This is a genomic window from Streptococcus sp. 45 (assembly GCF_900108865.1).
GTDB lineage: Bacteria > Bacillota > Bacilli > Lactobacillales > Streptococcaceae > Streptococcus > Streptococcus ruminicola.
On record NZ_FNXZ01000003.1, the window covers coordinates 194,595 to 207,874 of the forward strand.

Consider the following 13,280-nt stretch of genomic DNA (forward strand, 5'->3'; position numbering starts at 1 on the left):
CCTAATTTTATAGGAAAAACGGCATTTTATATGAAAGGGTTTACCTATTAAAAAGATTAGAAAAGCATGATTTTTTATAAAAAATTTTTCAAACAAGGTCATAAAAATGATATTTTTTAAAATATTATAATATAACACTTCTCGGAATCGCGTTATAATGCAGTTACAAAAAACATGAGGGGAAACCTCAAAAAGGAGAAGGATTATGAACAAAAAAGTAAGCGCTTTTATAGCGATTGCTCTTGCAGCAGGGACAATGGTTGGTTGCTCTTCTAAATCAAGCACATCAGCTTCAGGTGCAGAAGGCAAAGTTATCAACATCTACTCTTGGAATGATGAATTCCGTCAACGTGTGGAAGCTGTTTATCCAGAAGTTAAATCAACTTCTAAAGATGGAACAGTTACTAAACTAAAAGACGGTAGTGAAATCCACTGGATTATCAATCCAAACCAAGATGGTGTTTACCAACAAAAATTGGATGAAGCGCTTGAAAAACAAGACTCAGCTTCTGCTGATGACAAAGTCGATATTTTCCTATCAGAAACTGACTACGTTTCAAAATACACTTCTAAAAAAGCAAACGTTGCGATGCCTTTGAAAGATTTGGGAATCAATCCTAAGAAAGATTTGGCTGACCAATATGATTTCACTAAAGAAACAGCTTCTGATGAAGATGGTGTTCAACGCGGTTCAACTTGGCAAACATGTCCAGGTGTTCTAATCTATCGTCGTGATATTGCAAAAGATGTCTTTGGTACTGATGACCCAACAGCAGTTGGTGAAAAAGTTAAAGACTGGGATACTATGAAAGCAACATCACAAGAACTTCTTAATAAAGGTTACTACACATTTGCATCATATGCTGATACATTCCGTTTGTACGGTAACAGTATTTCTAAACCTTGGGTTGAAAAAGGTTCAACAACTGTACGTGTAGACCCTCAAATCATGAACTGGGTTAAAGATTCTAAAGAATGGCTTGACGCTGGTTACTTCAATAAAACAGTTAAAGGTCAATGGACAGATGACTGGAACAAAGCTATGGGTTCACAATCTAAAGTCTTTGCATTCTTGTTCCCAGCTTGGGGTATTGACTTTACTTTGAAATCTAACTGGGATGGTGCTGATGGAGAATGGGCAGTTACTAATCCACCACAAGAATACAACTGGGGTGGTTCATACATCCACGGTGCCGAAGGTACTGATAACCCTAAACATGTTAAAGAAATCATCAAAGCTTTGACAGCTGATAAAGATAACCTCTTGAAGATTTCTAAAGATTACCAAGACTTCACAAACACTAAATCTGGTATGGAAGCAGCAGCTAAAGATGATAGCTTCAAATCAGACTTCCTTGGTGGTGAAAATGCTTATTCATACTACGCACCAGTTGCAGAAAACATTAAGATTGCACCATTGTCATCATATGACCAAGGTTGTGTTGAATTGATTCAAAATGCCTTTAATGATTACCTACAAGGTAAAGTAAGCTACAACAAAGCTAAATCAAACTTTGAAACAGCCATTAAAGAACGTTATCCAGAAATTACAGATGTTAAATGGCCAGACTAAAAGTAGCTTAATCGTCCTAGACTTAAGTACTATTTAAAAAATTGAGGCATTTAATTGGGATTTTAGAATTTTGGTAGACCTTGCGGGGGCGAGTTAGAAAATCGATTCCAGATGGAAGGTATTCTGACTTGCTCCTCGTATTTTGGAGGAGTGATAAAGATGAAAAAAAGACGTAAGCGTATAGATTATGGGAAATGGGGATATATTTTCATCCTTCCCTTCTTCCTAATTTTCTTCATTTTCTCTTTTATACCTTTGGTGGACACCATTCGGTATAGTTTCTTTGAATATTATCGTTCAGGGATGACAGAGATTGGACCTAATTTCGTTGGTCTAAAAAACTACGTAAGCTTACTGCATTCAGATATGTTGAAATATGCGGCAAATACCATGATTATGTGGTTGATTGGTTTTATTCCGCAGATTGTTATTGCCTTGCTACTTGCCAACTGGTTTGTTGATGCAAGACTTAAAATTCGTGGTCGACAATTCTTTAAAGTTGTCATTTACTTGCCAAACTTGATTATGGCGTCAGCCTTTGCCATGTTATTCTTCACACTCTTTTCAACAAATGGTCCTATCAATTCTATCTTGGAATCACTTGGTTGGATTAAAGAACCGATTGATTTCATGGGTTCTGCTCTTGGAACACGTTCATTGGTTGGTGTGATGAACTTCTTGATGTGGTTTGGTAATACCACAATCATGTTGATGGCAGCTATCATGGGAATTAGCCCAGATATTTTTGAAGCAGCTGAAATCGATGGTTGTAACAGTCGTCAACGTTTCTTCTATATCACTTTGCCAATGATTCGACCTATTTTGGCTTATACCTTGATTACGTCAATTATCGGTGGTTTGCAAATGTTCGATGTTCCGCAAATCTTGACTAACGGACAAGGTTCTCCAGACCGTACATCAACAACCTTGATTATGTTCTTGAACAATCACTTGAAGAGCAAGAACTACGGTATGGCCGGTGCACTATCAGTTTACCTCTTTGTGGTTAGTGCGATTCTTTGTTGGTTCGTTTATCGTATGACTAACAACGAACTTAAAACAACCAAACACCAATTGAAACACAAAGGTAGAAAGGCGAAATAATGTCAACAAAAGCAAAAAATAGATTACGTGTTATTGTGGCACATTTTGTGTTAATTACCTTATCATTCATGTGCCTATTCTTCTTTTATATTTTGATTATCAATGCGACCCACTCACATGCTGAGTTGCAAAAAGGTTTCTCAGCACTACCTGGTGGTTCCTTATTTGATAACCTGAGCAAGGTAGCTAACGATGGTAGCTTCCCGATGTTTCATGGGATTTTGAACAGCTTGATTATTTCAGGTTTGACAGCTGCTATCTGTACTTATTTCTCAGCTTTGACTGCTTATGGTTTATATGTTTATGACTTTAAGTTGAAAAAAGTTGCCTTTACTTTCATTTTGGCGATTTTGGTTATGCCAACACAAGTTACTTCAATGGGTTTCTTGCGTTTAATCACTAACATGGGAATGTACGATAGTTGGCTTCCATTGATTATTCCATCAGTTGCTTCACCAGCGGTCTTCTATTTCATGTATAGCTACTTGGAATCATCATTGCCAATTTCATTGGTAGAAGCTGCTCGTATTGATGGATCAAATGAATTTAGAACATTTAACACGATTGTTCTTCCAATTATGAAACCAGCTATTGCGGTTCAAGCAATCTTTACCTTTGTTGGTTCTTGGAATAACTACTTCATTCCAGCCTTGGTTATTCAAACGAAGAGCAAGATGACTGTGCCAATTTTGATTGCAACATTGCGTGGTGCAGATTACATGAACTTTGATATGGGTAAAATTTACACAATGATTTTGGTGGCTATTGTGCCAATTATTATCGTTTATCTTTTCCTTTCAAAATACATTATTGCCGGTGTGACACTCGGTGGTGTTAAGGAATAAACTTTAAGAGAAAAAGGAGATTTCATGACTAAGAAAGATGTAGTAAAGTATATTTGCTACGCAACTGCTTTATGCAGTTTACAAGTTGGAGCTGGTTTAGTATCAGCAGACGAAGTGGGCAATGTTTCAACACTTGATAATGTTCCTGCTCTTACGAATACACAAACCACAGACACTAATGACCTTACTAATGAAACAGTAAATACCTCTACAACTGATGATAATACTACTCAGTCAGTGCTTGACTCATCAACTCAAGAGGTGACAAATCAGGTAGAAAATACTGATACAAGTGTGCAAAATCAGGAAAACTTAAGCTTGACGTCTACAAATGACCAAGTAAATCTCACAACGACTACCGAAGACACTAGTCAAACAGGAACTCAAGCTGCACATACAGGCGACTATCATGAAGATTTTAATGCTTACGATGATACGACAATGGAGCGTTCTGACTGGTTCAATGGAAATCCATTTGATTGTCGCTGGGTACCAAAAAATACCGTTGTTAACGATGGCACTTTGACGTTGACAATTGATCAAAATACAACGGATGAGTACCGTTACAATGGTGCTGAGTGGCGTACACGCGAGTTCTTTGGTTATGGTATGTATTCTGTTCGTATGCAGCCAATTAGTAACCCAGGTGTTGTGTCGTCATTCTTCACTTATACTGGACCAAGCGATAACAATCCTTGGGATGAAATCGATATTGAATTTCTCGGAAAAGATACAACAAAAGTCCAATTCAACTATTACACTAATGGTGTTGGTGGCCATGAATTCCTTTATGATTTAGGTTTTGATGCTTCTGAAGCTTACCATGTGTATGGCTTTGATTGGCAAGCAGACCATATTACTTGGTATGTTGACGGTGTTGCAGTCTACACAGCAACTGAAAATCTCCCAGTGACACCAGGTAAAATTATGATGAATGCTTGGCCAGGAATTGGTGTTGACGATTGGTTGGCACCATATGACGGTCAAACACCGCTTGTCGCTTATTATGATTGGATTTCATATAGTGACCAAGTTACACAAAATCAAGATAATACGCGATCTAGATCAAGAGCAACAGGTGATGTTGTAGGAGACAACACAACCTCAAATACTGCTAAAGGAGCAGAAGGTGTAACACCTACTAAAAACTCAACTGTCTCTAAGAGTGAAAAACAAACTTTGGTTTTGGACAATCACTCAAAAGGCTCTACCAAAGAAAAACAAGCAGCTAGCCCAGTGATTAAGACTGTCGCATATTCATCAGTAGCTCCAGCTCAAACAACGGCTGCAAAAACTGTAACTCAATCAGTAGCAAAAGCAAATCTTGAAGGCAATGCGTTTACAGCTCTACCGAAGACTAACCAAGGTCCAAGTAAATTATTGACGATTTCAGGAGTCTTTGTAGCACTTCTTGGTTTCTTAGCGATGCCTTTTAAAAAGGGAAAACTATAATATCAAGAAAGCGTGAATGGTAAGAACATGAAGATAAACGAACAAGCACATTTTAAGACAAGCTTTGACAGTTATGATGCCTCATACATGGAATTACGCACAGGTGCAAATGGTGATATGTTTGATTGTATCTGGCAGCCTGACAATGTGAATTTTGATGGTGACGGTTTAAGCTTAAAAATCGATCGTGATGCTGATGGCTACACTGGCGGTGAGTGGCGCACGAGAGAGTATTTCCATTATGGCCTTTATCAAGTTCGCATGAAAGCTATTAAAAATACTGGTGTTGTAACATCATTTTTCACCTACACTGGACCAACAGACGGAACAAAATGGGATGAAATTGACATTGAGTTTCTTGGTAAAGATACGACAAAAGTTCAATTCAACTATTTTACAGATGGTGTTGGCAATCATGAATACCTTTATGACCTAGGGTTTGATGCGTCAGAAGAATGGCATACTTACGGTTTTGAATGGCGAAAAGACCACATCACTTGGTATGTGGATGGTAAAGCGGTTCATACGGTGACTGAAAATCTGCCAAGCACACCAGGTAAAATCATGATGAATGTTTGGCCAGGAATTGGTGTTGATGATTGGCTTGATCCATATGATGGCAAAACACCTTTGTATGGATATTATGACTGGATTAGCTATGATGAATAATCTTCTTTATATCTAAGAGTTACGTTTAGCAATAAAGTCTCCGTTGGAGACTTTATTTTGTCTCACTTCTATTTTTTCCACTTTATTTTTATCAAATCTGCAAGAATATGGTAAAATGAAAAGAAAATGGTAATCGTTTACATAAAGGGGATTGGAAATGAATTATAAGGATGAATGGAGACTTTTAGCGATTAGTGATAATTTGGATGATGTGGAACATCGTCCCTTGACTGAGGAATTTTTGTTCTATCAAGCGGTAGCTACGGGAGATGTTGAAGCGGTCCGCAAAAATTGTGAACAAGAACGTTTTGTATCAGAAGATGGTGTGGGAACTTTGTCACGTAATCCTATTACCAATCTGAAATATCATTTTGTCATTACGACAGCAATGATTACGCGTATGTGTGGTCAAAATGGTATGGAATTAGAACAAGCTTTTAGACTGAGTGACTTTTATATTCAAAAACTAGATGACCTTCATACGGCACAAGAAGTTCAAAATTTGCACGACGAGATGGTTATTGATTACACGGAACGCATGCGACGTGAAATTCAAAAAGATGTGATTTCAAAACACGTTTCAGATTGTAAGGATTATATTTATTGCCACGTGAAAGAACGCATTACGGTTGAACAGTTAGCGAGTGAATTTGGCATTTCAGCAAGCTATTTGTCACGCTTATTCAAGAAAGAAGTTGGCGCGTCCGTAAGCACCTATGTTAAAAATAAAAAAATAGAAGTTGCAAAAGACTTATTGAAATTCAGTGATTATTCAATGATTGAAATTGCGAATCATTTATCATTTTCATCACAAAGTCACTTTATTCAACAGTTTAAAGAGGTTGTCGGCATTACACCGAAAAAATATCGTGACACCCATCATAACGTTAAGTGGAATGAAAAAATTTGGTCAGAAGGAGACAAGGCTAATAGTTCTTCTGAAGCCATGTAATGCATACCAACATAGCATGTGATTGAAAATGTAGAGTCTGAGGCATTTGCCCCAGGCTCTTATTTTTTGTCAAACTTACAGCTCTGTAAGGACATTTTTTAAGATTGGGTATAAACTAGAATTAAAGAAATTGCCACATTTTTGCCATAAATTTTCATCAGTTTACACGGACTTTCTGGGAGAGGCTTACTTATAATGGTTTGGTATAAGTCCATGTGAGGCTGATATATTTTTAAACAGGCAATCTTAAAAATTAAGAAAATTTCAAGGTTAATTCAATTTTGGCGTTTTATACTAGATTTTGAGTAAATAGGGAGGAGAGCCAGTTGAGAATTTTAGTGGTCGAGGATGAGAAAGGAATTGCAGAAGCGATTCAAGCCATTCTTGAAAATCACCGTTATGAAGTGGATTTGGTTTTTGATGGTGAGTCTGCACTGGATTATATATTAACGGGACTTTACGATTTGGTTCTTTTGGATATCATGTTGCCAAAGCTTGACGGTGTCAGTGTTTTGAAGCGCGTGCGTCAAATGGGAATGGAAGTTCCTATCATTTTTTTGACAGCCAAATCTCAGTTAGAAGACCGTGTTTTGGGACTTGATTTGGGTGCTGATGATTACATGACTAAGCCATTTGAGGCAGAAGAATTATTGGCACGGATTCGTTTGCGGACACGTCAATCGTCTATTACGCAAGTGAATCATCTCAAGTTTGGTAATTTGATTTTGAATCTGGACACGAGAGAGTTAAGCGTGGCAGAGCGCGAAGTTAAGTTGTCTAATAAAGAATTTCTGTTGATGGAAACTTTCTTGCGAAATTCCAAGAAGATTATCCCTAAAAACCAATTAATTTTGAAGGTCTGGGGACCTTTAGATGAATCCGATTATAATCAGCTGGAAGTCTTTATCTCCTTTTTACGTAAGAAACTTCGTTTTTTGGCAGCAAGTGCTGTTATTAAAACGACCAAAGGCGTTGGTTACTCACTAGAAGATGGAGAGAAAGAAGGCTCATCATGAAGAATCTTCGGCTAAAATTTGTCTTGCTTACGATGTCCATGTTAACCGCCATGGTTCTGGTGTTATTGGTCATTAGTGAACGTTATGACAAATATTGGGATGAGTATGATACTTATCGGATTGTTAAATTGGTGGCTGCTAATGGTTATGTCAAAGAAAATACTGATGAAGCCATTGCTTTTGTCACCATTGACGAAAATGACAAACCAGATATCCAAGTTAACAACACTTTTTTAACCAATAAAGAGGTTAAAGAAGTCAGCAAGGATTTGTTAAACAGAGGGAAAAAGAGCTGGAAGTGGCGTGATTACATCTATTCTTTGAAAGAAAAGAAAGATGGTACTTGGCAACTTGTCTTTATTGATTTTTCAAGCTATTCAGCTTCTTATGCTCAAGTTTTTCTGGTTACTGTTTATGTTATTTTTGGTCTTCTTTTGCTTACGGGAGTTAGTATCTACCTATCACGTTTTATCGTTCAACCAGCACAAGCTGCAATTGATCGCGAAAAACAATTTGTTTCAGATGCTAGTCATGAGTTGAAGACACCGATAGCTTCTATCCGTGCCAATGCTCAAGTATTGCAAAATCAAATTGCTCCTAATCGTTATTTGAATCATATTCTTTCAGAAACCAAACGTATGGAACATTTGATTCAAGAGTTGCTTGGCTTGTCTAAGCTTGATGACAAAGATGGTAGAGCACATTTTGAAAAAGTCGATTTATCAAGTATCTGCCAAGAAATGATTCTAAGTTACGAAAGTCTAGCCTATGAAGAGGGCAAATTAATCGAAGATCAAATCGCTGAAAATATTGAAATTCTTGGTCAAGAATCTCAGTTGAAGCAGTTGGTTACCATCCTTTTGGATAATGCTATTAAGCATTCTTTGGACAATGGAAAGATTACCGTAGAGTTGTTGCAAGAAAAGAAAGCAGCACTTTTACGAGTGTCAAATCCTAGTCTGGTCTATCCAGATGAGGTTTTGAAAAATCTTTTTGAACGTTTCTATCAAACAGAAGATTCCCGCAATAGCAGCTCAAATTTTGGTTTAGGTTTGGCGATTGCCAAAGCTATTGTAGAAAAACATAAAGGCAGTATCACTGTCAGTCAAGCCGATAGCCAGTTAACATTTGAAGTACAACTACCACTTAAATAAGGAGTTTAAATGAAAGATACCACTCGATTTGTATTAAAAACCTTGTTTTATTTTGTGATTTTTATGGTTTTAATTTATTTTTTCAGTTATCTTGGTCGTGGTCAAGGTAATTTCATCTACAATGAGTTTTAGAAAGGTAAACGGTTCATGTTACACGATATGATTGAGAGAATTGAGCATTTTGCTCAGACACAAGGAGATTTCCCTGTCTATAATGTCTTAGGGGATGTTCACACTTATCGCGATTTAAAGGAAAATTCGGATTCCCTTGCTGCTTATATTGATTTTTTGAAGCTGGAAGAAAAATCTCCTGTTCTTGTTTTTGGAGGACAAGAGTATGACATGTTGGCTACTTTTGTGGCATTAACAAAATCTGGACATGCTTATATTCCTGTTGACCAACATTCAGCTCTTGAACGCATTGAAGCGATTTTAGAAGTGGCAGAGCCAAGTTTGATTATTGCTGTAGGTGATTTTCCTTTGGAAATAACGAATATTCCAATGATTAAGCTTGACCAATTACAGACGATTTTTGCTCAAAAAACGGACTATCAATTGACTCACTCTGTTAAAGGCGATGACAATTATTATATTATCTTTACGTCTGGGACAACAGGAAAACCAAAAGGGGTGCAAATCTCACACGATAATCTCCTAAGTTTCACTAATTGGATGATTTCTGACAAAGAATTTTCAGTGCCAGAACGACCACAAATGTTGGCGCAGCCGCCTTATTCGTTTGATTTGTCAGTTATGTATTGGGCACCAACGCTAGCCCTTGGAGGGACACTTTTTGCACTTCCAAAAGAATTAACAACAGACTTTAAACGACTCTTTACAACCATTAATGAATTGCCGATTGGGGTTTGGACATCAACACCATCATTTGCTGATATGGCTATGTTGTCAAATGACTTTAATCAAGAAACATTGCCACATTTGACACATTTTTATTTCGATGGGGAAGAGTTGACGGTGAAAACAGCGCAAAAATTGCGTAGCCGTTTCCCTAAAGCACGCATTGTTAATGCTTATGGTCCAACAGAAGCTACAGTTGCGCTTTCTGCGGTAGCTATCACAGATGAGATGTTGGAAACATGTAAACGTCTGCCAATTGGTTACACCAAAGCAGATTCACCAACTTTTGTTATTGATGAAAATGGCAAAGCTTTGCCAAATGGCGAGCAAGGTGAAATCATTGTCTCTGGTCCTGCCGTGTCAAAAGGGTATCTCAATAATCCAGAACGTACCCAAGCTGCATTTTTTGAGTTTGAAGGATTACCAGCCTATCACACAGGTGATTTGGGAGTGATGACTGATGAAGGTCTCTTGCTATATGGTGGACGTATGGATTTCCAAATCAAATTCAACGGTTACCGCATTGAGCTTGAAGAAGTTTCTCAAAATCTTAACAAATCAGAATACATCAAGTCTGCTGTCGCTGTTCCTCGCTATAACAAAGACCACAAGGTACAAAATCTCCTAGCTTATGTGGTGTTGAAAGAGGGAGTTTCAGAGCAATTTGAACGTCAATTGGATATCACTAAGGCTATCAAAGAAGATTTGAAAGATATCATGATGGATTATATGATGCCTTCAAAATTCCTTTACCGTGACAGCTTGCCGCTTACACCAAATGGTAAAATCGATATCAAAGGCTTGATGAACGAGGTAAATAGTCGATGATAGCATTTCTTCATCAGTTGCCACACTTAGAGGCTTACGGCAATCCGCAGTATTTTCTTTACCTGATTGTGGCTGTCTTACCTATTTTTATCGGATTATTTTTCAAAAAACGATTTCCTGTTTATGAAGCTTTGGTTAGCTTAGCTTTCATTATTTTGATGCTGACAGGGAAAAATCTTTATCAGATTCTTTCTCTTTTAGCTTACGTGGTTTGGCAAATTTTTCTGGTCTTTTCTTACAAGACTTATCGGAAAAATTATAACAATAAGTGGGTATTTTACCTTTGGGTTTTCTTAGCTGTTTTTCCACTAGCGTGGACTAAGATTACCCCTTTGATGACCATTGATAATCATCAATCGCTTTTTGGATTTTTAGGGATTTCTTACCTGACTTTCCGTGCGGTTGGCACAATTATGGAAATGCGAGATGGTGTCTTAAAAGAGTTTAGTTTGTGGCAATTTTTGCGTTTCCTTCTCTTTATGCCAACTTTTTCAAGTGGACCAATTGATCGCTTCAATCGCTTTGATGAGGATTATAAAAATATTCCTGACAAAGATGAACTGCTTGATATGCTTGAAGAAAGTGTTCGCTACTTGATGCTTGGATTTCTTTACAAGTTTATCCTAGCTTACATTTTTGGAACACTGCTTATGGCGCCACTAAAAGAAGAAGCCCTGGAAATGGGCGGAGTCTTTAACATTGCTACGCTAGGTGTTATGTACACCTATGGTTTTGATTTATTCTTTGACTTTGCGGGTTATAGCATGTTTGCGCTAGCTATTTCAAATCTTATGGGGATTAAAAGCCCAGTTAACTTTAATCAGCCTTTTAAATCACGCGATTTGAAAGAATTTTGGAATCGTTGGCACATGAGTTTGTCTTTCTGGTTCCGTGATTTTGTTTTCATGCGTTTGGTTAAGGTATTGGTTAAGCACAAAGTCTTTAAAAATCGTAATGTCACATCAAGCGTCGCTTATATTATTAACATGTTAATCATGGGATTTTGGCATGGCTTAACGTGGTACTATATCGCTTATGGACTATTTCATGGTGTGGGTCTTGTGATTAATGATGCTTGGGTTCGTAAGAAGAAAAAAATCAATCGTGAGCGCAAAAAACAAGGACTCTCACCTTTGTCTGACAACAAATGGACACAAGGTCTTGGTATTTTCATCACCTTTAATGTTGTGATGTTATCATTCTTACTATTTTCAGGTTTCTTGGATCAATTATGGTTCCCACAACCACCTGTAAAATAATAACAATTCATTATTGTAAAGGAGTTTAGCAAATGGATATTAAATCAGATGTATTAGCAATTATTGATGATCTTTTTATGGAAGATGTTTCAGATATGATGGATGAAGATTTGTTCGATGCGGGTGTACTTGATAGCATGGGAACTGTCGAATTAATCGTTGAATTGGAAAGTCATTTTGATATTGATATTCCAATTTCAGAATTTGGACGTGATGATTGGAATACCGCTAATAAAATCATTGCTGGAATAGAGGAACTTCGCAATGCTTAAACGCCTTTGGCAAATTTTAGGACCAGTTATTTGTGCCTTTTTGCTAGTTGTCATTAGTCTGGGTAGTGTCTCGCTTTCGAATAAATCGCACTCCCTAAAAGTAGAAAAGAAAGATGCGGTTTCGCTAAGTAAGACAGGATTTAAGAGTAAGTACAAAAAAGTACGTGCCTTAACAGATCCAAAGCACCGTTTTGTTCCGTTCTTTGGGTCAAGTGAGTGGCTGCGCTTTGACAAAATGCACCCATCGGTCATTGCTGAGGCTTACAATCGTTCTTACACGCCGTATTTGCTTGGGCAAAGAGGTTCTGCCTCATTGACGCATTTTTATGGCATCCAACAAATTAATAGTGAGTTGAAAAACAAGCAAGCTGTTTATTTCATTTCACCTCAGTGGTTTACGGCTAAAGGGGCAAATGCTGCTGCATTTCAAACTTATTTTAGCAGTGGACAAGCTATTGATTTCTTGCAAAATCAAACAGGATCAGCTTACGATCGTTATGCCGCTAGACGTTTCTTGAAACTCTATCCAGATTCTTCTCACAAGGAAATGATGGAAAAAGTAGCTGATGGCAAAAAATTATCGACAGCTGATAAACGAAAACTCAAAACTCAAAGTGTCGTTTACCAGAAAGAAGATGCCTTTTTCAGTCGTGTTTCTCTTATCGACCATTATGATGGCAAGGTTGTCTCTCAAGCTAAAAAGTTACCAGATGCCTTTTCATATCAACATCTAGGGAAATTGGCAACAGCTGATGGTAAAAAAGCAAGTAGTGGTAATACCTTTGGAATCGACAACGGTTTTTATGATATTCGTATCAAACCGAGATTGAAAGATTTAAAAAATTCTCAACGTAAATTTAACTACTTAAAATCTCCAGAATACAACGATTTGCAGTTGGTATTGAATCAATTTGCCGAAAATAATACTAATGTTCTTTTTGTGATTCCTCCAGTTAATAGCAAATGGTCTGATTATACTGGACTTAACGAAGACATGTACCAAAAAGCTGTTGCCAAGATTAAATATCAATTGCAAAGCCAAGGTTTTAAAAATATTGCAGATTTCTCAAGAGACGGTGACAAAGCTTACTTTATGCAAGATACCATCCACATGGGCTGGAATGGCTGGGTCGCAATGGACAAAGCTGTTAACCCATTCTTGAACAAAAAACAAAGCAAGCCAAACTACCAAATCAACGACCAATTTCTAAGCAAAAAATGGGCTAAATACACTAAAGAGCCCGATTCATTCTATTAAAAATTCAACAATTCAACATGAAAAAAATCAACCCAAATTC

General features: G+C 37.3%; 13 protein-coding genes. All 13 read left to right on the top strand.

The window, feature by feature from the left end:
* The first annotated feature begins 205 nt into the window (after positions 1 to 205).
* The 13 genes from BMX18_RS06870 to dltD all read left to right on the top strand — a co-directional run bounded on the left by BMX18_RS06870 (position 206) and on the right by dltD (position 13,240).
* Positions 206 to 1,573 (top strand): ABC transporter substrate-binding protein, encoded by a 1,368-nt coding sequence (locus tag BMX18_RS06870; protein WP_074482397.1) that lies wholly within the window; start codon positions 206 to 208, stop codon positions 1,571 to 1,573.
* A 159-nt stretch (positions 1,574 to 1,732) separates the two neighbouring features.
* On the top strand, positions 1,733 to 2,677 hold the full coding sequence (locus BMX18_RS06875) for a carbohydrate ABC transporter permease (protein WP_074564520.1): 945 nt from the start codon (positions 1,733 to 1,735) through the stop codon (positions 2,675 to 2,677).
* Positions 2,677 to 3,522 (top strand): carbohydrate ABC transporter permease, encoded by an 846-nt coding sequence (locus BMX18_RS06880; protein WP_074560955.1) that lies wholly within the window; start codon positions 2,677 to 2,679, stop codon positions 3,520 to 3,522. Before BMX18_RS06875 ends, BMX18_RS06880 begins: the two co-directional genes overlap by 1 nt.
* Positions 3,523 to 3,546: 24 nt before the next feature.
* Positions 3,547 to 4,974 carry a beta-glucanase gene (locus tag BMX18_RS06885; RefSeq protein ID WP_093815751.1) on the top strand — a complete coding sequence of 476 codons (1,428 nt, stop codon included), beginning with the start codon at positions 3,547 to 3,549 and terminating at the stop codon, positions 4,972 to 4,974.
* A 27-nt stretch (positions 4,975 to 5,001) separates the two neighbouring features.
* Positions 5,002 to 5,643, top strand: a complete 642-nt coding sequence (locus BMX18_RS06890; RefSeq protein WP_093815753.1) for a beta-glucanase — start codon at positions 5,002 to 5,004, stop codon at positions 5,641 to 5,643.
* 157 nt (positions 5,644 to 5,800) lie between these two features.
* A complete protein-coding gene (locus BMX18_RS06895) occupies positions 5,801 to 6,595 on the top strand; it encodes a helix-turn-helix domain-containing protein (RefSeq protein WP_093815755.1) in 795 nt (264 codons plus the stop codon).
* A 326-nt stretch (positions 6,596 to 6,921) separates the two neighbouring features.
* On the top strand, positions 6,922 to 7,611 hold the full coding sequence (locus BMX18_RS06900) for a response regulator transcription factor (protein WP_074560951.1): 690 nt from the start codon (positions 6,922 to 6,924) through the stop codon (positions 7,609 to 7,611).
* Positions 7,605 to 8,765 (top strand): sensor histidine kinase, encoded by a 1,161-nt coding sequence (locus BMX18_RS06905; RefSeq protein WP_180366644.1) that lies wholly within the window; start codon positions 7,605 to 7,607, stop codon positions 8,763 to 8,765. Before BMX18_RS06900 ends, BMX18_RS06905 begins: the two co-directional genes overlap by 7 nt.
* A 9-nt stretch (positions 8,766 to 8,774) precedes the next feature.
* On the top strand, positions 8,775 to 8,897 hold the full coding sequence (locus BMX18_RS06910) for a teichoic acid D-Ala incorporation-associated protein DltX (RefSeq protein ID WP_020917506.1): 123 nt from the start codon (positions 8,775 to 8,777) through the stop codon (positions 8,895 to 8,897).
* A 15-nt stretch (positions 8,898 to 8,912) separates the two neighbouring features.
* Complete coding sequence (dltA, locus tag BMX18_RS06915) at positions 8,913 to 10,451, top strand: D-alanine--poly(phosphoribitol) ligase subunit DltA (RefSeq protein ID WP_093815759.1); 1,539 nt, start codon at positions 8,913 to 8,915, stop codon at positions 10,449 to 10,451.
* Positions 10,448 to 11,710 carry a D-alanyl-lipoteichoic acid biosynthesis protein DltB gene (gene dltB, locus BMX18_RS06920; RefSeq protein WP_093815761.1) on the top strand — a complete coding sequence of 421 codons (1,263 nt, stop codon included), beginning with the start codon at positions 10,448 to 10,450 and terminating at the stop codon, positions 11,708 to 11,710. Before dltA ends, dltB begins: the two co-directional genes overlap by 4 nt.
* A gap of 32 nt (positions 11,711 to 11,742) precedes the next feature.
* Positions 11,743 to 11,982, top strand: coding sequence for a D-alanine--poly(phosphoribitol) ligase subunit DltC (gene dltC / locus BMX18_RS06925; RefSeq protein WP_015695707.1), 240 nt, complete (start codon positions 11,743 to 11,745; stop codon positions 11,980 to 11,982).
* On the top strand, positions 11,975 to 13,240 hold the full coding sequence (gene dltD / locus BMX18_RS06930) for a D-alanyl-lipoteichoic acid biosynthesis protein DltD (RefSeq protein ID WP_074869414.1): 1,266 nt from the start codon (positions 11,975 to 11,977) through the stop codon (positions 13,238 to 13,240). The genes dltC and dltD overlap by 8 nt, the downstream gene beginning before the upstream one ends.
* Positions 13,241 to 13,280 lie beyond the last annotated feature (40 nt).

Excerpts from the sequence above, each read along its gene's own strand:
- BMX18_RS06870 (WP_074482397.1), top strand. The coding sequence starts at position 206 with ATGAACAAAAAAGTAAGCGCTTTTATAGCGATTGCTCTTGCAGCAGGG.
- BMX18_RS06875 (WP_074564520.1), top strand. The coding sequence starts at position 1,733 with ATGAAAAAAAGACGTAAGCGTATAGATTATGGGAAATGGGGATATATT.
- BMX18_RS06880 (WP_074560955.1), top strand. The coding sequence starts at position 2,677 with ATGTCAACAAAAGCAAAAAATAGATTACGTGTTATTGTGGCACATTTT.
- BMX18_RS06885 (WP_093815751.1), top strand. The coding sequence starts at position 3,547 with ATGACTAAGAAAGATGTAGTAAAGTATATTTGCTACGCAACTGCTTTA.
- BMX18_RS06890 (WP_093815753.1), top strand. The coding sequence starts at position 5,002 with ATGAAGATAAACGAACAAGCACATTTTAAGACAAGCTTTGACAGTTAT.
- BMX18_RS06895 (WP_093815755.1), top strand. The coding sequence starts at position 5,801 with ATGAATTATAAGGATGAATGGAGACTTTTAGCGATTAGTGATAATTTG.
- BMX18_RS06910 (WP_020917506.1), top strand. The coding sequence starts at position 8,775 with ATGAAAGATACCACTCGATTTGTATTAAAAACCTTGTTTTATTTTGTG.
- dltA (WP_093815759.1), top strand. The coding sequence starts at position 8,913 with ATGTTACACGATATGATTGAGAGAATTGAGCATTTTGCTCAGACACAA.
- dltB (WP_093815761.1), top strand. The coding sequence starts at position 10,448 with ATGATAGCATTTCTTCATCAGTTGCCACACTTAGAGGCTTACGGCAAT.
- dltC (WP_015695707.1), top strand. The coding sequence starts at position 11,743 with ATGGATATTAAATCAGATGTATTAGCAATTATTGATGATCTTTTTATG.
- dltD (WP_074869414.1), top strand. The coding sequence starts at position 11,975 with ATGCTTAAACGCCTTTGGCAAATTTTAGGACCAGTTATTTGTGCCTTT.